The sequence below is a fragment of the Neobacillus sp. NPDC093127 genome (genome assembly GCF_044754175.1).
In the GTDB taxonomy this organism is placed as follows: domain Bacteria; phylum Bacillota; class Bacilli; order Bacillales; family Cytobacillaceae; genus Neobacillus.
Genome location: NZ_JBIVOP010000012.1, coordinates 158,724 through 179,468, shown reverse-complemented (window position 1 = coordinate 179,468; position 20,745 = coordinate 158,724). Strand labels below are relative to the sequence as shown.

The 20,745-nt window shown below is 40.0% G+C and carries 20 protein-coding genes; 11 read left to right on the top strand and 9 right to left on the bottom strand.

All coding sequences use genetic code 11. The features are described 5' to 3' along the window. Nucleotides 1–129 precede the first annotated feature (129 nt). From ACIQCO_RS17255 to ACIQCO_RS17245, 3 genes are all read left to right on the top strand, one after another. Nucleotides 130–1,425, top strand: coding sequence for a glutamate-1-semialdehyde 2,1-aminomutase (locus ACIQCO_RS17255; RefSeq protein ID WP_400430575.1), 1,296 nt, complete (start codon nt 130–132; stop codon nt 1,423–1,425). A 305-nt stretch (nt 1,426–1,730) separates the two neighbouring features. Continuing rightward, nucleotides 1,731–6,200, top strand: a complete 4,470-nt coding sequence (locus ACIQCO_RS17250) for a glutamate synthase-related protein (protein ID WP_400430590.1) — start codon at nt 1,731–1,733, stop codon at nt 6,198–6,200. A gap of 195 nt (nt 6,201–6,395) precedes the next feature. Then, nucleotides 6,396–7,472, top strand: coding sequence for an FUSC family protein (locus tag ACIQCO_RS17245; RefSeq protein ID WP_400430574.1), 1,077 nt, complete (start codon nt 6,396–6,398; stop codon nt 7,470–7,472). 15 nt (nt 7,473–7,487) lie between these two features. Here ACIQCO_RS17245 and ACIQCO_RS17240 read toward each other — a convergent pair whose 3' ends face one another. The 5 genes from ACIQCO_RS17240 to fabL form a co-directional block, all read right to left on the bottom strand. Then, the gene (locus ACIQCO_RS17240) at nt 7,488–9,254 is read right to left on the bottom strand and encodes an ABC transporter ATP-binding protein (RefSeq protein WP_400430573.1); all 1,767 of its coding nucleotides are present in this window, start codon (nt 9,252–9,254) and stop codon (nt 7,488–7,490) included. A gap of 69 nt (nt 9,255–9,323) precedes the next feature. Next, nucleotides 9,324–9,854 (bottom strand): nucleoside tri-diphosphate phosphatase, encoded by a 531-nt coding sequence (ntdP, locus tag ACIQCO_RS17235; protein WP_066083827.1) that lies wholly within the window; start codon nt 9,852–9,854, stop codon nt 9,324–9,326. A 187-nt stretch (nt 9,855–10,041) separates the two neighbouring features. Further along, on the bottom strand, nt 10,042–10,299 hold the full coding sequence (locus ACIQCO_RS17230) for a YgaB family protein (RefSeq protein ID WP_400430572.1): 258 nt from the start codon (nt 10,297–10,299) through the stop codon (nt 10,042–10,044). Between the two features lie 159 nt (nt 10,300–10,458). Next, nucleotides 10,459–10,683, bottom strand: coding sequence for a gamma-type small acid-soluble spore protein (locus ACIQCO_RS17225; protein ID WP_400430571.1), 225 nt, complete (start codon nt 10,681–10,683; stop codon nt 10,459–10,461). A gap of 74 nt (nt 10,684–10,757) precedes the next feature. Beyond that, a complete protein-coding gene (gene fabL, locus ACIQCO_RS17220; protein WP_400430570.1) occupies nt 10,758–11,507 on the bottom strand; it encodes an enoyl-[acyl-carrier-protein] reductase FabL in 750 nt (249 codons plus the stop codon). A 116-nt stretch (nt 11,508–11,623) separates the two neighbouring features. Here fabL and ACIQCO_RS17215 point away from each other — a divergent pair, with 116 nt between their 5' ends. Next, nucleotides 11,624–11,809 (top strand): hypothetical protein, encoded by a 186-nt coding sequence (locus ACIQCO_RS17215; RefSeq protein ID WP_024030819.1) that lies wholly within the window; start codon nt 11,624–11,626, stop codon nt 11,807–11,809. A 27-nt stretch (nt 11,810–11,836) separates the two neighbouring features. Here the strand turns inward: ACIQCO_RS17215 and mutY are convergent, their stop codons facing one another. Then, a complete protein-coding gene (gene mutY / locus ACIQCO_RS17210; protein ID WP_400430569.1) occupies nt 11,837–12,937 on the bottom strand; it encodes an A/G-specific adenine glycosylase in 1,101 nt (366 codons plus the stop codon). A gap of 122 nt (nt 12,938–13,059) precedes the next feature. Between mutY and ACIQCO_RS17205 the strand changes: the two genes are divergently transcribed. After that, entirely contained in the window at nt 13,060–14,040 is a 981-nt protein-coding gene (locus tag ACIQCO_RS17205) for a metal-dependent hydrolase (protein ID WP_400430568.1), read from the top strand. Between the two features lie 203 nt (nt 14,041–14,243). After that, nucleotides 14,244–14,420: a small, acid-soluble spore protein K gene (locus tag ACIQCO_RS17200; RefSeq protein WP_024030816.1), complete on the top strand. Its 177-nt coding sequence runs from the start codon at nt 14,244–14,246 to the stop codon at nt 14,418–14,420. Between the two features lie 41 nt (nt 14,421–14,461). Here the strand turns inward: ACIQCO_RS17200 and ACIQCO_RS17195 are convergent, their stop codons facing one another. Further along, nucleotides 14,462–14,782 carry a YfhH family protein gene (locus tag ACIQCO_RS17195; protein ID WP_400430567.1) on the bottom strand — a complete coding sequence of 107 codons (321 nt, stop codon included), beginning with the start codon at nt 14,780–14,782 and terminating at the stop codon, nt 14,462–14,464. A 92-nt stretch (nt 14,783–14,874) separates the two neighbouring features. Between ACIQCO_RS17195 and ACIQCO_RS17190 the strand changes: the two genes are divergently transcribed. Next, nucleotides 14,875–15,546 (top strand): SDR family NAD(P)-dependent oxidoreductase, encoded by a 672-nt coding sequence (locus tag ACIQCO_RS17190; protein ID WP_400430566.1) that lies wholly within the window; start codon nt 14,875–14,877, stop codon nt 15,544–15,546. 9 nt (nt 15,547–15,555) lie between these two features. On the opposite strand, the gene recX is transcribed toward ACIQCO_RS17190, so the two are convergent. Next, on the bottom strand, nt 15,556–16,365 hold the full coding sequence (gene recX / locus ACIQCO_RS17185) for a recombination regulator RecX (protein WP_400430565.1): 810 nt from the start codon (nt 16,363–16,365) through the stop codon (nt 15,556–15,558). 298 nt (nt 16,366–16,663) lie between these two features. On the opposite strand from recX, the gene ACIQCO_RS17180 reads away from it, so the two are divergent. The 4 genes from ACIQCO_RS17180 to ACIQCO_RS17165 all read left to right on the top strand — a co-directional run bounded on the left by ACIQCO_RS17180 (nt 16,664) and on the right by ACIQCO_RS17165 (nt 20,043). After that, nucleotides 16,664–17,470: a UTP--glucose-1-phosphate uridylyltransferase gene (locus tag ACIQCO_RS17180; protein WP_400430564.1), complete on the top strand. Its 807-nt coding sequence runs from the start codon at nt 16,664–16,666 to the stop codon at nt 17,468–17,470. A 16-nt stretch (nt 17,471–17,486) separates the two neighbouring features. Beyond that, nucleotides 17,487–19,490, top strand: coding sequence for a galactosyltransferase-related protein (locus tag ACIQCO_RS17175; RefSeq protein ID WP_400430563.1), 2,004 nt, complete (start codon nt 17,487–17,489; stop codon nt 19,488–19,490). 89 nt (nt 19,491–19,579) lie between these two features. Beyond that, entirely contained in the window at nt 19,580–19,714 is a 135-nt protein-coding gene (locus ACIQCO_RS17170) for a YfhE family protein (RefSeq protein WP_082195836.1), read from the top strand. Between the two features lie 143 nt (nt 19,715–19,857). Beyond that, nucleotides 19,858–20,043, top strand: coding sequence for a YfhD family protein (locus tag ACIQCO_RS17165; protein ID WP_400430562.1), 186 nt, complete (start codon nt 19,858–19,860; stop codon nt 20,041–20,043). 124 nt (nt 20,044–20,167) lie between these two features. On the opposite strand, the gene ACIQCO_RS17160 is transcribed toward ACIQCO_RS17165, so the two are convergent. Further along, complete coding sequence (locus ACIQCO_RS17160) at nt 20,168–20,659, bottom strand: DoxX family protein (protein ID WP_400430561.1); 492 nt, start codon at nt 20,657–20,659, stop codon at nt 20,168–20,170. Nucleotides 20,660–20,745 lie beyond the last annotated feature (86 nt).

The window sequence follows — 20,745 nt, the reverse complement described above, 5'->3', positions numbered from 1 at the left end:
CTATTGAAATAGTTTAGCTAAATAAGAGTGTTAACACAAACGTCCTGCACTTCATTAAAAATTGAAAAAATTAAAAGGAAACTCAAATAGTGATAAAATAGGGATGAATTAATTTTAGGAGGAAAAAATATGCAGTTTTCAAACTCTGAGCGTATACATAACGAGGCTTTAAAACATATTGTCGGCGGGGTAAACAGCCCATCACGTTCCTATAAAGCGGTTGGCGGCGGTGCTCCAGTTGTCATGGAACGCGCCCAAGGTGCATACTTCTGGGATGTCGATGGTAATCAATATATTGACTACCTGGCAGCTTACGGTCCAATTATAACTGGTCATGCCCATCCGCATATTACAGAAGCAATTAAAAAAGCGGCAGAGTCTGGGGTTCTTTACGGTACCCCAACACCCCACGAAGTGAAATTTGCAAAAATGCTGAAAGAAGCGATTCCTTCGATGGATAAAGTGCGCTTTGTGAATTCCGGAACTGAAGCGGTAATGACAACCATCCGCGTTACCCGCGCCTATACTGGACGCGATAAAATTATCAAATTTGCCGGCTGTTATCATGGCCACTCCGATCTTGTCCTTGTTGCTGCGGGCTCTGGGCCTTCTACACTTGGGACACCTGATTCGGCTGGGGTACCAAAAAGCATTGCTCAAGAAGTCATAACCGTACCCTTCAACGATATCGAACCATTTAAAGAAGCGTTAGAAAAGTGGGGACCGCAAATTGCAGCGGTATTAGTAGAGCCCATCGTCGGGAACTTTGGGATCGTTGAGCCAAAAACAGGATTTTTGCAGCAGGTCAATGATCTTACACATGCAGCAGGAGCACTTGTAATCTATGATGAAGTCATTACGGCTTTCCGGTTCATGTACGGGGGAGCACAGGATTTATTAGGCGTCCAGCCTGATTTAACTGTGCTTGGAAAAATTATTGGCGGCGGTCTGCCAATCGGAGCTTACGGCGGACGGAAAGAAATCATGGAAACGGTAGCACCGCTTGGACCTGCATATCAAGCTGGAACAATGGCTGGAAATCCTGCCTCTATCCTCTCAGGAATCGCCTGCTTGGAAGTATTAAAGCAAGATGGTATTTATGATTATTTAGACCGGTTAGGGGCAATGCTAGAAGCGGGAATATTAGAGGCCGCCGCCAAACATGATATTCAAATCACTATTAATCGCTTGAAAGGTGCCTTTACCGTTTATTTTACATCTGAAAAAATTGAAAATTATCAACAAGCGGAAAACACTGATGGTGAAATTTTCGCAAAGTTTTTCAAACTGATGCTCCAACAGGGAATTAATCTTGCACCCTCCAAATACGAAGCATGGTTTTTGACCATTGCTCACACAGAAGAGGATGTTGAAGCAACTCTTCAAGCAGTAAACAATGCATTCTCCTTACTAAACGGCGAATAAATATTCATATTTCATACACAAAAGGGAGTGAAAATCACTCTCTTTTATTTTTACTAACCTCATGAAAACGGTTACATAAACACCTTCCATCGTTTCCCACCATGTTTCTATCCTCAGTTTTATATCCAAATTAATGTATATTTATTTGATTTCTGAATATTCATATGATACTATTAATTTGTATTCTCCCTTTTTAACCCATTACCTTAGTACCCCGTTAAAGTAACGTTTATTTACTACTACAAACAATATATTCCTATAGGAGGTGAGCGGCTTTAGCGGATAAACCGATGAAGCCAAACAAGATGACACAAAAATGGAGTCCTGCCCTTTTTCAAGATTTCCACAAACAGGAGCACGATGCGTGCGGAATCGTCGCTTGCCTCGAAAAGAGCAAACGGCCAACGCGAAAAAATATTCTTGATTGCATAGATGCCCTCGTGACCATGAATCATCGCGCAGGTTTTATTAATGGTGAAGGTGACGGTGTTGGGATTCATATGGATATCCCAACAGAGCTTTGGAAGCAAAAATTACGCAAGCGAGGTATCAATCCGCTCCATGCCGACAAAGAGGAATTTGCCGTCGGTCATGTGTTTATCAGTCAAGAAACAGACTGGGGTTCAATTAAACGAGAATTACTTAAAAAACTAGCAAACTATAAATTAGAGTTAATTTTTGAAACAGATGTGGTAACAGATTCCTCGGCACTCGGTCCAATCGCAATTCAAGAAGATCCCGTCTTTTGGCAATTCGCCTGCCTTTCAGACCAAACAGGCCAAGAATTAACGAAGATCCTGTTTGATGCGCTAATCGATTTTGAGTTGAATGAGCATGTTCATGTAGCATCACTTAGTCAAAACCAAGTCGTTTATAAAGTAATGGGTGCCGGAGATATTCTACCGCGCTACTATCATGACTTAGCGAACCCGCTTGTTGCGTCTACCATGACACTTGGCCATAATCGATATTCAACCAATACACTATCTAGCTTTTTCCGAGTCCAGCCCTTCAGTGTTTTAGGGCATAACGGAGAAATTAATACCATTTCCAAGCTTCGCGATGAAGCGAGGATGATTGGTGTGCCGCTTGTTAAAGACGGCAGTGACTCCCAAGATGTAAGCCGGACGATGGAAACGTTAATTTGCCGTCACGGCTATTCATTATTCGAAGCGATTGACCTGCTCTTCCCGCCAATTATCAATGAAATGAAGGCATATTCTGAAGATCTCCAAGATTTATACACTTATTTAAGAGAAGCATGGGGTCACTTTGCCCAAGGTCCCGCAGGAATTATTTCGAGATTTGGAGATGAATCGGTATTTAGTGTTGATGCACTAGGTCTCCGCCCGTTGTGGATGCTCGAAACTGAAAGCTCGTATCTTTTTTCTTCAGAACCGGGAATCATTTCCTCAAGTGAGTATGTGAACGACCCAAAACCTTTGGCACCTGGAGAAAAGGTTGGCTTTAAATGGAATGATGAAAAACTAGAAGTTTACGAGCAAGATCGTTACCAGCTCGAAGTATATAACCGGTTTTCTAAGCGTCTGAATCTTAGTGGCTCAAGATTGCGTCTGGAGCCCCCCTCTCTCACTAAAACTATCACGATGAATTACCCAGATAAGATTCATAATGGCCAATATAAAGCCTTTGGCTGGGAGCGGGATGATATCCAGTTACTTGAGCAAATGGCTGAAAACGGTGTGGAGCCAATCCGTTCCCTTGGCCACGACGCACCGCTTGCAGCCCTTAATCCTGAACGAGTTAACCTTGCCGATTATATAAAAGAAAGTGTTGCCGTTGTTACCAATCCTGCGATTGACCGAGACCGGGAAACAGAGCATTTCTCCACTCGTGTGATTATCGGCAAACGTCCGACATTATTTTTAACAGAGCAAACAGCAGCAGTGATTGAACTGACTTCCCCACTATTATTAGAGGGAAAAGCCGGATTCACGTGTTCGGAGCATTTAGGCCAGCCGAGTTTTGATCAAGTTGTCCAGCATTTTCAGGAGCAAAAGTTAACGGCGTTTATTTCCATGACATTTACTAAAAACGAGGAGATTGAGAAGGCACTTGAAAGGCTGGAGTTTGAAGCAGTTCAAGCTGTAAAGGCTGGAAAGACGCTGCTTATCCTTGATGACGCTAAGGCACATCAAGAAAATTACTATTGGCTTGACCCACATTTAGTAACAGCTGCGATTGACCAGGCATTAGTCAGTGCGGGGTTAAGACGCGACTGTTCATTAGTGCTGCGTTCAGCGTCAATACGCTCTCTGCACGATATCATTACCGCCTTTGGCTTAGGCGCAGATTTGATTAGTCCGTATTACATGTTTTTAACGGTCTATGATGACTCCACTAAGCCTTTAACAAACCTTTATAGCGCTTTAACGAAGGGCTTGGAAAAAGTAATCTCCACAATCGGAATCCACGAACTCCGCGGTTATGGCCGAATATTTTCAAGCATCGGATTACATGAAGACATTGCTAATGTTTTAAACATCGTTAACTTTTTTGGTTCTAACGAATTAGCGGCGGATTTCGAGGCAATGAAACTGGATGCCTTAAATAGAGCAGAAGATTACCAGAATGAAAAGGAAAGGGTTGGAAAAACCTTTCACCTCTTCCCGAGAATTTGGAAGTCCATCGGTGAGGTAGCCGCAACTGGTGATTACAGTGTTTACCGTGACAAAATCTCGGAACAGGAAGCGGCGAATCCAACTGCCATTCGTCACTTAGTTCAGTTAAGAAAGAGCCATAAGCCATTATCACCTGACAATGTCGATATTCGTGTCGGCTCCCATGATCTGCCGTTTCTTATTTCTTCGATGTCCTTCGGTTCACAGAATGAGACAGCCTTCAGGGCCTATGCTGAAGGAGCTGACCGCTTAAACATGGTAAGCATGAATGGTGAAGGCGGCGAAATTAAGGATATGCTCGGCAAATATCCTAAAACTAGAGGACAACAAATTGCCTCAGGAAGGTTTGGGGTTAATGCTGAACTGTTAAACTCCTCCAATCTATTGGAAATAAAAATTGGTCAAGGCGCCAAGCCGGGGGAGGGCGGTCACTTACCTGGTTCAAAGGTGACCGCAAAAGTCGCGGAAGCGCGGAATGCAACACTTGGATCGGATTTAATCTCACCATCAAACAACCATGACATCTACTCTATCGAAGATTTAGCCCAAATGATTCTAGAATTAAAAACAGCTAATGATCAAGCAAAAATTGCGGTCAAGGTGCCAATCGTTCCAAATATCGGAACCATTGCTGTCGGTATCGCTAAAGCAGGCGCCGACATTATCACCTTGAGCGGCTTTGACGGAGGTACGGGTGCAGCAAGAATTCATGCCCTCCAGCACGTCGGATTGCCAGTCGAAATTGGTGTTAAAGCAGCGCATAATGCCCTTTTAGAAAGCGGTCTTCGCCATAAAGTAGAAATTTGGGCGGATGGCGGAATGAAGAGCGCGATGGATGTTATGAAGATCATGCTTCTTGGGGCAAACCGCGTTGGCTTCGGAACATTGTCGATGCTCGCGATTGGCTGTACCACCTGCCGCGGCTGTCATTTAGATACCTGCCATGTTGGGATTGCCACTCAGATTGAATCAGAGGTACAGGCAAAGGAACATGGGCTAAGACGATTTGTTCCCCGGCAATTAGAATTAGCCGTTCAGGGCATCATGAATCTTTTCACTGCTTTTGGACGTGAATTAAAAGCTCTTTCTGCATCATTAGGAATCAGAAATCTCCAAGATGCTGTCGGTCATTCAGAATTATTAGAGCAGGTAAAAGGAGAACAGCTGCTTAGCCTTTCCTACTTGCTAAAGCCGCTGGAAATTAGCCAATTGGCTAAAATGAGAGCTTCAAAATCAATTGAAGAAGTTCAAATGCAGGTAGCGGCAGGAGCTGAATATCTTGATGAAAGTGTTGAACAGCTTCATTCATCGCGAGAATTCGCGGGTGTTACATCGGAACAGCGTGTTTTAGGAAGCCGGGTTTCCTGCCACCGTGTCAGGGGCAGACTGGATGGCTCCTACAAACAGCTTTCACCTGTTCAGCTAAAGTATAAGGAAGGTTCTATTCCCGGTAACGGCTTAGGCGCCTATAATAGTGAAGGCATCGAAATTACCGTAAACGGCGGCGGACAGGACGGTGTTGGGAAAACCTCCTTTGGCGGTAATATCCACGTGCTGAAATCCAAAGGGAAAAATGGCCAATATTATAATGGCTCTGTTGGGAAGGGCTTTGGATATGGGGCACAAAATGGACTTCTAGTTGCCCAGGGCAATGCTGATGCCCGAGCTGGAATCCGCCTCTCTGGTGCTGATATAATTATCGGCGGCACTGTAAAAAAACCGCTTCCTGAAAAAGAAGCCGGGAACATTGGTGCAAATGCCAATATAAAAGGATTTGCCTTTGAATATATGACAAATGGCCGCGGCCTGGTGCTAGGAGATCCAGGACCATGGATTTGTGCTGGTATGACGGGCGGGGTCGTCTATATTCGGCATAAACCGGAAATGGGTCTAACCATTGACGCAATTACGCGAAGGATTGCTAAGGGAGCTAAGGTATCGGTTACAAATTTATCCCATAAAGGAATACAGGATATTAACGAGCTATTAGGTAAATATACTGACCTGCTTGAGCAGAATGGCCAGCTTGATGAAGCAAATCAGCTCCGTGGTCTTTTAGCCCAGCCGGAAAATCACTTTATACAAATTCTTCCTGTTCAGGAACAGGCTGACCCAGCTGTATCAACAGAGTAATGTAACTACGACCGAATTAACGTCCTCTGCATTTGGGGCGTTAATTTTTTTTGTTAAAATTTTTTCTGAAATATTTACGAGTTAAATTCATATAATTTCTCTTGATAATATGTTTTAATCCATGTATAGTACTTAATTGTTTGTTAGTGAGCAAAATAAAAACAAATACGTAATTTTGAAAGGAATTTTTTTAGAATGAAGTTAGGTGCCCGCATCTTAAAAACGGGAATAGCAATTGTTTTAGCCCTATACTTAAGTCAGTTGTTCCATTCGCCTTCACCCGTATTCGCTGCGATTGCAGCAATATTTGCGATTCAACCGACCATTTATCGCTCTTATTTAACTATTATTGAACAAATCCAAGGAAATATCATAGGGGCTTTACTTGCTGTCATCTTGGTTCTCCTGTTAGGAAACCATTTTATCGTTATCGGCTTAGCCGCAATCATTGTGATTATTATTAATCTTAAACTCAAACTAGAGAACACAATTGGACTCTCACTCGTAACTTTAATATCGATTATGGAAACACAGAGCGGAAGCTTTATTCAATTTGCCGGGATTCGCTTTTCCACAATCATGATCGGGGTATTTTCAGCATTTATGGTCAATCTCGTCTTTATCCCGCCAAAGTATGAAAATAAGCTTTATTTTAAAATTGTTGCTACAACTGAGGAGATTATTAAGTGGATCCGCTTAAGTACACGCCATGATTATGATCACCAGCTTCTCAAAACAGATATAAAGAAATTAAAAGAAGAAATCCAGACGATGGACCAGTTTTATAAGATGTACAAGGAAGAACGAGGATATTTTTCTAAAAAGAATCTTGAAAAATCGAGAAAGCTTGTTATTTACCGACAATTGAACTTAACGGCAAAAAAAGCACTTGATACCTTAAAAAGACTGCATCGGTTTGAAAACGAACTGCTTCACCTTCCGGAAGATTTCAAGGAATCTATCCAGGAACAGGTTGATAGCCTTATTTATCATCATGAACAGGTTTTGCTCAGATTCATTGGGAAAATTCCAACGCCGCCTCCATATCATGAGGAGAATGTTTACTTAAACAAAAAGGAGTTATTCGACTACTTTTTCACACATCAGAGTGAGTCTGCCGACCATAATAATCCGCATCTTTATCATACAATGCAGATTGTTGCCTCGGTTATTGATTATGCTGAACAAGTCGAACATCTTGATACATTGATTACCAGCTTTCATTCCTATCACAAAAATGAAGTATCGATTGAAGAAGAAAACCAAGACTAGGAAAAACCGAAGCAATTACTCTGCCTCGGTTTCTTTGTGTTCAAGTTGCTGAACTTGAAATAATTTATAATAATTCCTTTGTTTGGCCATTAGTTCGTCATGTGTTCCCACTTCTACGATTTGTCCGTGTTCAATCAGGACAATTCGGTTCGCATGGGTAATGGTCGACAGACGATGAGCCACAATAAAAGTGGTCCGGTCCTTTGCCAGCTCCTCAAGTGATTCTTGAATCGAATGCTCACTTTCTAAATCTAGTGCTGATGTTGCCTCATCAAGTATTAAGATTGGTGGATTTTTCAAGAATACGCGGGCAATCGCGACACGTTGTTTTTGTCCGCCAGAAAGCTTGACTCCTCTTTCGCCAACCTTGGTGTTGTACCCGTCTGACAGATTTAAGATAAACTCATGGGCATTCGCCGCTTTAGCCGCCTGATAAACTTCCTCATCCGATGCCCCTGGCTTGCCTAATAAAATATTATCCTTAACCGATTCACTAAATAAGATATTATCCTGAAAAACGACACCAATTTTGTCTCTTAGCGTTTGAACCTTAAATTGCCGGATATCTACCCCGTCTAAAGTAATTCTTCCCTTTGTCACATCGTAAAAACGAGGTATCAGACTGACTAGCGTTGATTTACCGCCGCCGCTCATCCCTACTAGTGCAATCGTTTCTCCCTTTTTCACATCTAACCGAATGTCCTTTAACACCATTTCCTCTTTTTTGTCGTAGGAAAAAGAAACATTTTCAAAAGAGATATCTCCCTTAACATTACTGCAAACTCGTGCATTCGGATCATCAACGATATCATATTTCTCATCCAAAAATTCAAACACCCGGTCCATTGATGCAAAGGACTGAGTAATGGTTGTTGATGAATTGATCAACCTTCTGAGTGGATTATAAAGCTTGTCAATATAGGCAAAAAACGCAACCATTGTCCCCAGTGACAACTGATGCTGGATGACCAAATAGGCGGAATAACCAATAACGAGTAATGGAGCAATATCCGTTATCGTATTAACCACTGAAAAGGACTTCGCATTCCAGCTTGTATGCTGCAATGCCTTTTCTAAAAAGTTTTTATTTTGCTTATCAAATTGACCTTGTTCATACTCTTCAATCGCAAAGCTCTTAATTACCGGCATCCCTTGCACGCGCTCATGTAAATAGCTTTGGACTTCAGCTAGGGCTTGCGAACGCGACCGTGTCAGCTTTCGCAAATTCCCGAAAAAGAAACGCACTGAAAAGGCGTAAAGTGGGAACAGCAGAATCGATACTAATGTTAATTTAGCATTCATTGAAAACATTAGGATAATGGCAAGGATGATGGTAGCAATATCAAGCCAAAGATTCATTAATCCGGAAATAACAAATGTTTTTGTTTGCTCTACATCATTAATGACTCGTGAGATTATCTCACCTGCGCGGGTATTTGAATAATATTTGAAGCTCAACTTTTGAATATGTGAAAAACACGTATCACGAATATCATAGAGGATTTTACTTGATGTCCATTGGGCGAAATACTGGCGGTAATATTCGATAGGCGGTCTCAGGATGACAAACACAACTAGCATCACACCCATAATAAGCATTAGTTTATTAAGCTTCTGGTCGTGAGATAAGGCATGGTTTCCGACGATATCATCAACTACATATTTAATCAACAATGGAATGATGAGCGGAATAGAAAATTTAATCACCCCAATGATAACCGTTCCAATAATCTGCAGTCGATACGGTTTCACAAATTGAAGGTACCTGCGAATGCTGCTCAAAGTATTAGGGCCCCCTTTCTTCATACATACGAAAACCTGTTGATGTAATAATCAACAGGTGTTTAGCTTCTAACGTCTGTATGTTAGATAACGTTCATACCAAATATCAATAAAATCTGGTGCAAACGGGCCATTCCGCTGCCGAATCCATTGAATCAATTTTTCAACATTCCGCTTTAGAATTTGATCAATCACATCTGGATAATTCATTTCACGGCGATGCCGTTCATACTCATCTTCGTCTAGTAAATTAAAGGTCATATCAGGATACACCTTGATATCAAGGTCATAATCAATATACTTTAGTGCCTCACCGTCAAATATGAATGGTGAACTGATATTACAGTAATAATAAATGCCGTCTTCTCGGATCATCCCAATAACATTGAACCAGTATTGTGAGTGGAAGTAACAAATGGCAGGTTCCCTTGTAATCCACGTTCTCCCATCTGACTCAGTTACCAAGGTGCGATCGTTTCCACCAATCACTAAATGCTGTGACCCTTTTAAAACGGTTGTTTCTTCCCAGACGCGATGGATGTGCCCATTGTGCTTATAGCTATGTATTTGCATTGGTTCACCTTCTATGGGTACGCCCATGTTCTCCCCTACCTTCATTCCTGAACGCTTTGCAACCTATTCTAAAAATTTTTAAATAAATATCGACAAAAGGCAACAAAGAAAATTCCTATTTTCTATTATTATAACGGTTGAGAGCAGAATTTAAAACAAAAGAGCCATAAATCCATGGCTCTTTGTAAAATTTTGCGAATTTTTTTCTTACTATCTACATGGAATGTGTTAAGTTTGTCTCCCGATATGAATTAATTACCTCTTCTGTCTGCTTTTCAAAAATTAGCTGGATTTCTTTCAATTCCTTCTTCATCTGTTGAATGTCCGTCTGAACACTTTCAAGATTTGTGGCATTCTGGAGAATCTGAAGCTCTGCTTCAATTTGTTGACAGCGCTCTAGTTCCGCCTGAAGGTGCAGTAGTTTTTCCATCGTCACCATTTGTTCGGAAACTAATCGATTAAAATGATTCATTTCCCTCACCGCCTTATATTTTCGTACTTATTATGTATTCTTTAATAAACAGTATTCTCCTTTGACTACTTCTGTAGACATGGGGGAAGTTTTGTCGAAAAGTTCAATACAAAGAAGGCACTCTTTTCGGAAAAGAGCGCCTTCTTCTTAAGTATTTTTTTATTGTTGGCCAAATTGACCTGCATTTTGGTTTTTACGAGCTTCTGCATTTTGGTTTTGCTGTCTTACTTCTTGAGCATTTGTTTCGCTTCCAAACTCAGTTCCAAATTGGCCTTGAGCACCGGCTGCGCCAGCACCGCCAGCAGATTGGGCGTTTTGTTGTCTTACTTCCTGGATGTTTGTTCCAGCTGAAGTTTTGTTTGGCTGTTGATTGAATTTTGCCATTGTAATCACCTCCACGTGATTAATTTATCCATGAAACGTGGAGATTATCCAAAATAATTTTATTAAAAAAATTACTATACGAGTAATGAAATTCCCCCGTCGATTATAATCGTTTGGCCCCTAATCATACTTGACTCCTCTGACAAAAGGAACATGACGCAATTGACCATATCGTCAATTTCAACCATTCTGCCGGCAGGTGTTTTTTCTTTTGCTTCCTGAAGGAGTTCTTCACGGTTAGGAAAATGCTTCAATGCCTCCGTATCGACAGCTCCACCAGAAACCGCATTAACCACAATATTTTTCGGTGCTAATTCGACCGCCAAATATCTCGTTAAAGCCTCAAGTGCTGCTTTGGAGACCCCTACTACAGTGTAGTTTTCCAAATAGCGGATGGAACCAAGTGAACTGATGCTGACAATTTTCCCGCCGCCATTCCTCTCCATCAATTTGGCAGCTTCCTGTGCGCAGAACAATAGGGCTTTACTATTGATATTTAAAGTCCAATCCCAGTGTGATTCTTCAAGCTCCATAACAGGGCGCTGCACCCCAGAGGCTGCATTATTGACAAATACGTCTAAACGGCCAAATTCTTGATCGATTTGTGCAAACATATCTTTAATTTTGTCTACATCACCAACATTGGCTTTGATAATGAATGCTTTTCTACCCAACGCTTCAACTTGTGCAGCTGTTTCAAGAGCACCTTTTTTACTTCTCGCATAATTAATTACAATATCATATCCTGCTTGGGCTAACCGAAGTGCAGTTACTTTGCCGATTCCTCGGCTGCTGCCTGTGATGAGTGCTACCTTTTGAGTCATTTTTCTTATTCCCTTCTACTATCAATTATTTCTCCTATTTTAGCCTTTTCCTGAATAGATGACAATGATTAAACAAATTACTAAGGCAAAATAACTAATTGAAAGGAAGTTGTAACATGTATGCGGGACGGGATATGACCGAGCTTTCAATGATGGCAAAGTCAGACTGGGAACCAAGTGAGCTTGCTTTTTTTCATCATTCCTTACAGCAAATTGCTCCTTATTTAAATAGTGAAGGACAGACAATCCATCGGGAAATCATTAAAGAAATTGAAAATCGCGGCGGTCTTCAAGCAACATAAAAGGAATGAACGCCGTTTAAACGGCGTTCATTCCTTTATATGCTCTAAGTAAAGCTTAAGCATTTTTTGAGCGGATACAGGAAAAGCAAATTTCTCAATTTCTTCAAATGAGACAAGCTTCCATTCCTCATTCTCTTGGAACTCAGAATGTATTTTGCCAGTATACACGTTTAGATTCCAAACGAGGTGTGAAAATACATGTTCAATTTGACCAATAATTTTCTTCAGGTCAATTTCTAAAGCAAGGTTTTGTTTAAATATACGGACGACCTGCTCCCGGTCATTTTGCAATGAATGATGGACTTCGACATTTGGAAACTCCCATAGATTTGCAAGCAGTCCGCTTGACGGCCGTTTATGAATTAACATTTTTCCGTTTTCATCTAACAATATTGCTGCGGCGAGCTGGACATCACGCGCCTTTGTTTTTTTCGTTTTTATTGGCAGTTCATTTTGAACCCCTTCAGAAAAAGCATGACAATGCTCTCGAACTGGGCATAATAAACAGGAAGGAGACGTGGGTGTACAGACTAATGCCCCTAATTCCATTAATGCCTGGTTAAATGCAGAAGGATCTTCATGCGAAATTAACGTCCGGACTGCTTTTTCGAATACTTTTCGCGATGCTGGCTTGGCAATATCATCCCAAATAGAAAGAACCCGTGATAAAACCCGCATCACATTCCCATCGACAGCTGGCTCTGGAATCCCGTAAGCAATACTTAGTATCGCACCGGCAGTATAGGGACCCACTCCTCTAAGGGAGGATATTTCTTCAGGAGTGTTTGGTACTTCTCCATTGTATTTCTCCTTTACCTCTTTAACCGCTGATTGCAAATTTCTTACCCTTGAATAATAGCCAAGACCTTCCCAAGCTTTAAGTACCTTATCCTCTTCTGCTTCAGCGAGGTCTTCAATTGTTGGAAACCATTCAATAAAACGATTAAAATAAGGGATAACGGTATCAACCCTTGTTTGCTGGAGCATAATTTCTGACACCCAAACCTTATATGGATCCTGGTCTTTCCGCCAGGGCAGATCACGCTGTTCATTTTTAAACCAGGTAATTAAATCTTTTTGAAAAGCATCTATATTGATTTTTTCAAGATTTTTCTGTTCAATTAACATAACTTTTGTGCCTCCAGTTTGTTAAACAATGTGGAAAAAGGGAATATAATAAGAAGACATTTTTGTTTTACGATAATCCAATTTAGCTATTTTGACAAGACATATAAAGGAGGCTTTTCCTTTTGGATACTGGAACTCATGTTGTAATGGGTATTGCCCTTGGCGGTCTGGCAACTCTTGATCCGGCCGTCGCCAGCAGCCATGCCACGACAGCCAGTGTATTAATCGCAACCATCGCCGGCTCACAAATACCAGATATTGACACAGTTTTAAAACTTAGAAATAATGCCATCTACATTCGTAATCATCGTGGTGTAACACACTCAATTCCTGCAGTGCTGTTATGGCCGATTGTCCTTATAGCGGTCATTTATCCGTTCTTCACCGGTGCCAATTTACTGCATTTATGGGCTTGGACATTTGCATCCGTGTTTATCCATGTATTTGTTGATATTTTTAATGCCTACGGTACGCAAGCTCTAAGACCTTTTTCAAACAAATGGGTTGCTTTAGGCATGATTAATACTTTTGATCCATTTATTTTTGGAATTCACGTTCTCGGAATTTTCATTTGGATATTAGGCGCAAATCCAGGTGTTACCTTTTTGCTAATGTATGCCGTTATCATCGGCTATTATTTTATGCGATACATGGCGAAGAAAAGAGTATTAGTAGAAGTAAGGACAATCATACCTGATGCAACTGAAATCATTATTGCCCCAACAATGAGGTTTCATCAATGGCGAATCGCTGCCATGAACCGCGAGCAATTTTTTGTCGGAAAGGCTCTAAAGGATAAAGTTGAGATACTAGATCGGTTTCAACGTATCCCAGTTCCCAAAACACCTGTAATAGAAGCTGCAAAAAAGGATAAAAACCTGGCTGCCTTTCTATCGTTTTCTCCTGTTTATCGCTGGGAAGTTGATGAATACACTGATTTTTATGAAGTCCGTTTTATTGACCTGCGCTACCGGAGCAATGGCCACTATCCCTTCGTGGCCGTCGTCCAGCTAAACCGCGATTTAAAGCCAATCAGCTCCTATACAGGCTGGGTATTTAGTGAAAAGAAATTAAGGAAGAAACTTAGTATCATTCCAAGCTAAAAAAGCGTTGACACTTTAGTCACTCGCTTTTTTATAATCTAGCTCCAGGACAAGCGCCGCTTACCAGGGCGCTTGCGCTTTTTTTATTACCATTTTCTAATAACATAATTGAGCGTAAAAGCACAGATACTATTGTTACGTGGTAAGCATTGAGAATGCTTTGCTTTTCACGTTTTTCTCATAACCGATAATGGAGGTACAGCATGAGAAATAAAGCGAAGAATTTCCCAAATCAAAATAATAACAAGTTTGAGGGAGAGCCAAGAGCAAAAGCAGAGTATGCTTCAACAAGAGCAGATGGTACCATCAATACCCACCCGCAAGAACGGATGCGTGCCTCTGGTGAGCGCGACGATGAATCGCCTCAGGTTTATAAATAGATGTACAACAAGACAAACCAGAGAGCCTTATCTCTGGTTTGTCACTTAAGCCATTTTAATAAAGAAATCGGTAATGCCTCTTCCTTCCCATCACCTTTCAATCGATAGCCCCAGGCAAAAACGCCATTCATATAATCAATTTTAAAATACTGGCCGGGGTCCCCATCGATTTCATAAACTTCACCCGGTTTAAATTGATCAGGATTTATCATATACGCTCGAGCCATTTGTACCTTTCTTTCCAGCACAGCAAACTCATTTACCATTCCCATTTGCTCAGCCTTTCTTGCCTTTTCTTGAAGCATGGCGATTTCCTGTCTTAGTTCATGTTCTGACATTGCACTATAGCGTTTCTCTTGCAAATCTCAATCACTCCCATTTATCTTCTTTTTTTAGTATAGTAATTTTTGTAGATTAAATAAAGACAGAAAACTCACTTGAAGGAGAATAAACAATGAAAACAATATTGATTACCGGAGCTGGATCGGGTTTGGGAAAGGAATTAGCTTTCCTTTTTTCGCAGAAAGGCTTTCACCTTTTGCTTGCAGGGAGAACCATTGAAAAATTAACACGTGCAAAACAGGAAATTGAAGCCGCGGGAGGGACAGCCGACATCCTTCCATTGGATATCCGAAACATTGAAGAAGTAGAAAAGACATTGAATACAATTAGCAGGACAAACGAAATTTTCGGTTTGGTTAATAACGCGGGAATTGGACATTTTGGTCCATTTGAGGGAATAGAAACCGCGCAAATTAGCGAAATGTTAAATACGAATGTGTTAGGAACCATTTTAATGACCAAGGCCATCCTCCCTCATTTACAAAAAAATGGCCAGGGACGAATTATCAATATTATTTCTACCGCGGGATTACGTGGTAAAGTGAATGAAGCCGTTTATGTTGCTAGCAAATTCGCCGTCAGGGGCTTTACCGAAAGTCTGCAAAAAGAATATGAAGGCAGTGGGATTAAATTTAATGCTGTTTATATGGGCGGTATGGATACTCCATTTTGGGACAAAAGCGACCACATTAAAGATAAATCACGCCTCCGGTCAGCCAAAGAAATCGCGGAAATCATCATTGAACAATTGGATCAAGACTCGATTATCATTGAAAACTCATGACACTTCTTGTCATGAGTTTTCTTTTTCAGCCAGGTACCTTTCGATTAGCTCCATTGAAAAACCTTTGCGATATAATGTCTGTTTCATCTTTTGTTTATATTCAAAACCGTTGTAACGAGAAAATTTTCGATCAGCCTTTTCCCCTTGGAATCGAATCGCTTCCATTTCTTCATCATCTGCTTTATCCACTTCGGTTTCATCTATTGCAATATGAATAACTTCAAAAGAATAGCCTTTTCTTAGCAGCATTTGCTCAAGCTTCTGCTTTTGAATTTTCAAAGATTCCTTTGCACCCTTTTGGAGAAACTTTTCACTTATTTTGGCTGCTTTTTCAATTTGCTGCTCTAATGGAAATTCTCCAAGCGCTTGTATCCAAAACCCTTCAGCAATTCCTCTTTCCTTTAACTCCAATTTAATTAAATCTGGGCCTTTATCGGTTGTATTTGCCTGCGTCCTCACATATGCTAAAGCAAATTCCTCGTCATTAATATATCTCTGGTCGGTTAATTTATGGATTACTTCATCAATAACTGGATCATCTGTCTCTTTTTGACTTAGGTAATCCCTAATCTCTTTTTCCGTTCTCATTCTCCTTGCCAAATAATTAATCGCTAGGTTATATGCCTTGCGAATATCGTCCTGATACTGTATTTCCAAAAAGGAAAAGTCATCAAGCTCCATTCCTTTTTTTAATTGGAATTTTATTAACACATCACTGTCGACACTAAAGGCAAATTCCTCGCCTTTACCGTAATCCAAAAAGACATTAAACCGTTCCGTATTTTTCTTCTGTGTGGTGATTTTTGTTATGATAGCCATTATTTCCTTCACCTCAAGATTACTTTACCACAATCCTGATGATTAACCATTCATCATTTTATTTATATTTATTGTTTGTCTACATTATGGGCAGTTTCCTCTTTCATCCTCTTTCTATCGAACATAAGATGAAATAAAACTATTGCTGTGACCCTTTTTGGATTAGTTAAAATTTACAATTCACCTAATTCCTTAACTCCAAAAGAAATGATGACCTATTCTATAACCTATATATTGGACAAACTACAGTTTTTTGAATAATTTTTCGAAAGAATTAAAGAAAGTGAGGAGCTCATTAATGGTAAGAAAGGCAATTATTCCTGCAGCAGGCTACGGAACTAGAAGTCTTCCAATTACAAAGGCAATCCCCAAAGAAATGTTTCCACTAGGATTAAAGCCAGCCATACACTATATAGTCGAAGAGGCTGTTAATTCTGGGATTGAACAATTACTAATAATAACATCAAAATCAAAGGATATGATCATTGACTACTTTGATTATTCCTTAGAGTTAGATACCTTTTTAAAAAGTCAAAATAAAGAACATCTAGTAAAAAAGTTAGCACTTCCGAAGGTAGAAATTCTTTTTATTAGACAACCTTACGCAAGAGGACTTGGGGATGCCATTCGACTCGGGAAAGAATTTGTTGGCAATGAGCCGTTTGGAGTTCTATTGCCAGATGATATTATCATTCCCAAAAAAATACCTGCCCTTAAAGAATTAATTGATGTTTACAAGGAAACTCATGGAAGTGTTATCGCCCTTAAACAGGTTGATCAAGATTGTTTAAAAGATTATGGAGTTATTCAAGGGAAAGTCAACCCTGATTTTATCAAGATTGAAGATATTGTGGAAAAACCTAAAACAAATCCACCCTCAAATCTTGCCGTGGTAGGCAGATATATTTTCACTCCAGAGATTTTTCAGAGTTTAGCCACCGTAAAGAAAGGTGTTGGGGGCGAAATACAATTGACCGATGCTATTAAAGATTTGTTAGCATCTGAATCAGTCTTTGGAAAAGTTATCTCCGGCGACCGATATGATATTGGAAAATTAGCGGAATACGTTCAATTAATGAATATATTAAGCAGGGACAATAATTGAAAAAAGGAGGGTTTGTATGTTTGAAAATGTATCAATTATCATTCCTTTTCAAACGGATTATGGTCCAAGAGCAGAGGCATTTGAATGGCTGAAAAGATACTATGCTACTGAAATGCCTGAAGCTGAATTATGTTTAGGATTATACAATGGTAATGATATTAACAAAGCAAAAGCTGTTAACCTAGCTGCAAAAAAGGCAACAAGAGATATATTTGTCATAGCAGATGCGGATATTGTTTATGACCCGCAAATTATTCTAGATTCTATTCACTTGTTAAAAGAAGCTGCGTGGGTCGTTCCTTTTACAGAAATATATGATATTCCAAAATACGAAACCAGAAAACTGCTTAAAAAAATGCCAAAGTGGCCGCTAAATGTGGACTTAGCTAACTGTAATAAAGCAAACTGGATTTATAAAGGGTTCGCTGGAAAACTAAATATCATTCCCAGAAAGAATTTCGAAGCAGCAGGCGGTTTTGATGAACGTTTTGTTGGCTGGGGAGGGGAAGATGATGCCTTTTCACATGCGGTCAATACCCTTTGCGGTCACTTCGTAAATTATAGAGGTAGAATATTTCATTTGTGGCACCCTTCATCTCACTATGGAACGAATCCAAATGGTGAAGCCAATATAAAGCTCTTGAATAAATATATTTCAGCAAGTGGAAACAAATATCAAATGGTAAAATTAATTAAGGAACGTGAAGGGTTTCCAGTTAAGATGAATGATAACCTCTCTCTCGACAATTATAAAAATTCGCTATCTCCTAAAAGTAAAATCTGCTTTGCAATCCTTGTTCATGATAACCGGCATCTTGTTAAAGAATTAATTGAAAACGTAAGATATTTTTGTCCAAATAGCTCCATGGTCTTATTTAACGGCGGCGATAATCCAACCCTGTGTGATAATTTAGGGGTTCCTGTTTGTCCATCTAGCCGCAAGATGGAACGCGGATTCACCACAATTTATTTTCTCGAGACTATGGAATGGCTCGAAGAAATGAAAATGGATTATGATTACCTGATAAATATTGATTCGGACGCATTATTTATCAGGGAAGGCTATGAAGATTTCGTCCAAACTCAAATGGTGAACACAGATTACATGGCAGTGAAATTACGGATACCGGAAAAAGATTGGTATATTGGAAACGAACTAATGAAGGAAAAAAGCCGGTGGAACCAATTATTTAATATTAATCCCTTCTATGGTATTTTCAATGTCGGTCAGGTTTTCAAAAGGTCCCTTATAGGATCCTTACTTAGAAGAAAGGCGATATTAAAAAAAGCACTGCTAGAAACATCATCCTTCGGAACAGATGAGTTTATTTTTGTTAATATGGCTAAGGAACTCGGCTATAGAATCAAAAACTATCCTAATAATACTGACGAATTGATGATTCGCTACCGGCCCCACTTTACATTAGATGAAATGATTCACAGCTTTAATAACATAAAAAACAGTTGGTTATGTCATCCCGTATATCGCGATCAAAATGATTTGGTTAGGAAACTAATCAATCACCTTGGGACTGAACAATATAATAAAAAATACCGAAATCGAGAATATCCTTGGTACCAAAGTAATCCATACAAGTATGACCTTTCTTTACCAATTACAAGTGAATTTGGGAATGTAGAACTAATTGTCAGGTCGGACAGTTCTTTGAGCCATTATTGGCAAGATAATAAGAAGAAAAAATGGTATAAAAGTGAAACGTTTGCCGAAGGTGCTGTGGGTGTCCCGGTCTTTTTTCAAACCCATTCAGACTTTTTTGCAGTGGTTTGTAAGTTAACCGCAGGCGGTCTTGGTTTATGGGTGAGGGACAATCAAAAAGCTGGACATCCTTGGGTGGGACCTTATCGTATCACCAGTGAGGATGTCGACCCTATTATGATTGCACAACTAAAGGATTTAAAACCTATTTTAATTTGTAAATCCGGCGAAAAATTAGTTTATTGGGTCAGGGATACCGACGACAATTGGAAAAAGGGGCTCCCGATAACAAATATTCAATAAAGAACAAAAGATATTTTCTTGAAAATAGTATCATTCCTTTCTTTAAAGGTAAAAATGGAAATAAGTACAACTTGAAAGGAATGAGTTAGATGGCGGAAAAGAAGAAAAAAGATAAGGATAGAGGAAAATACCCACTAACAAGCATGCAGGAAGTATCTTACCAAAGAGAATTTAAAATGGCGGACCGTGCCGGCGGCTACCATGATAGAAAAACGAAGCTTTAATAACATGACGCCATACGAGCCAGTCAGAATGTGTTAATATAATTAAAATATTTTTCCATTAATGGACCTCTTTCTAATTGTAAAAGCTAGTAAAGGGAGCATTGTTGCTCCTAATATGCCTACAATTGAAAGGGGTTTTTACAATGGGACGTTCACGCGGAGGCAGGACTCGTGATAAGAATAAAGGATCACTTCCACAGGTACCGAAGAACATGAAGTCAGATGGCATCGATGTAGAGTTTTCGCAAGAACTTGCTGACCATGCAGACTTAGAGGCACAAGCACGCTCAAACGCAGCGAACCAGCGTGCTAACAATCGAAAAAAATAGTAAGGTTTTTCTGAAAGTGAAAAAAGAGAAGCAGGTCTGCCCTGCTTCTCAACTAATAAAAGGGGGAAATTTTATTTCATCGAGCTCTAAAGAGAGGTTTCACTTTTTAAGCGATTAGAGCTCGTTACTGCTGTTGATTGATTTTGACTCCTTTTTTAAAATAGCCTTTAATAAATGGTACTGCATAGCGGTCAAGTCCGTAGATGTATGCTCCAGCTCCCACGAAAAGCAGAATCATTGCTGCTGTATAAAGAATCGGGTTTGTGCTAGTTGTTCCTGCAAGCATAAAGTTTAAGTTCATGAAGGCACCGGCGATTAAAGCTGGAATTGTCGCTAAACCGACGATTAATCCTAGACCAACCAGTAATTCTCCCCAAGGTATTAAGACGTTGAAGATATGAACGTTTGGAATCGCGAATTGTTGTAAGAAGTCAGCGTACCAACCTTGAACGGCTGGATGATCCCCTTTTGCATTAGCAAGCGCAAATTTTAGGAATCCACCTGCATCAAATCCTCCTGTTAGTTTATGGTAGCCTGCTTCAATCCATTGTAATCCAAGCCATACTCTTAATACTGTCCAAACAACTGCTGCAATACGGGTTTTGTACCATCTCATCACAATCATCTCCTATTATTTATTGTGAAATGTTTCACAAGTGTGTGTAAAAAAAATCCTTTTCCCCTCTTCGATGAAGGGGTTGT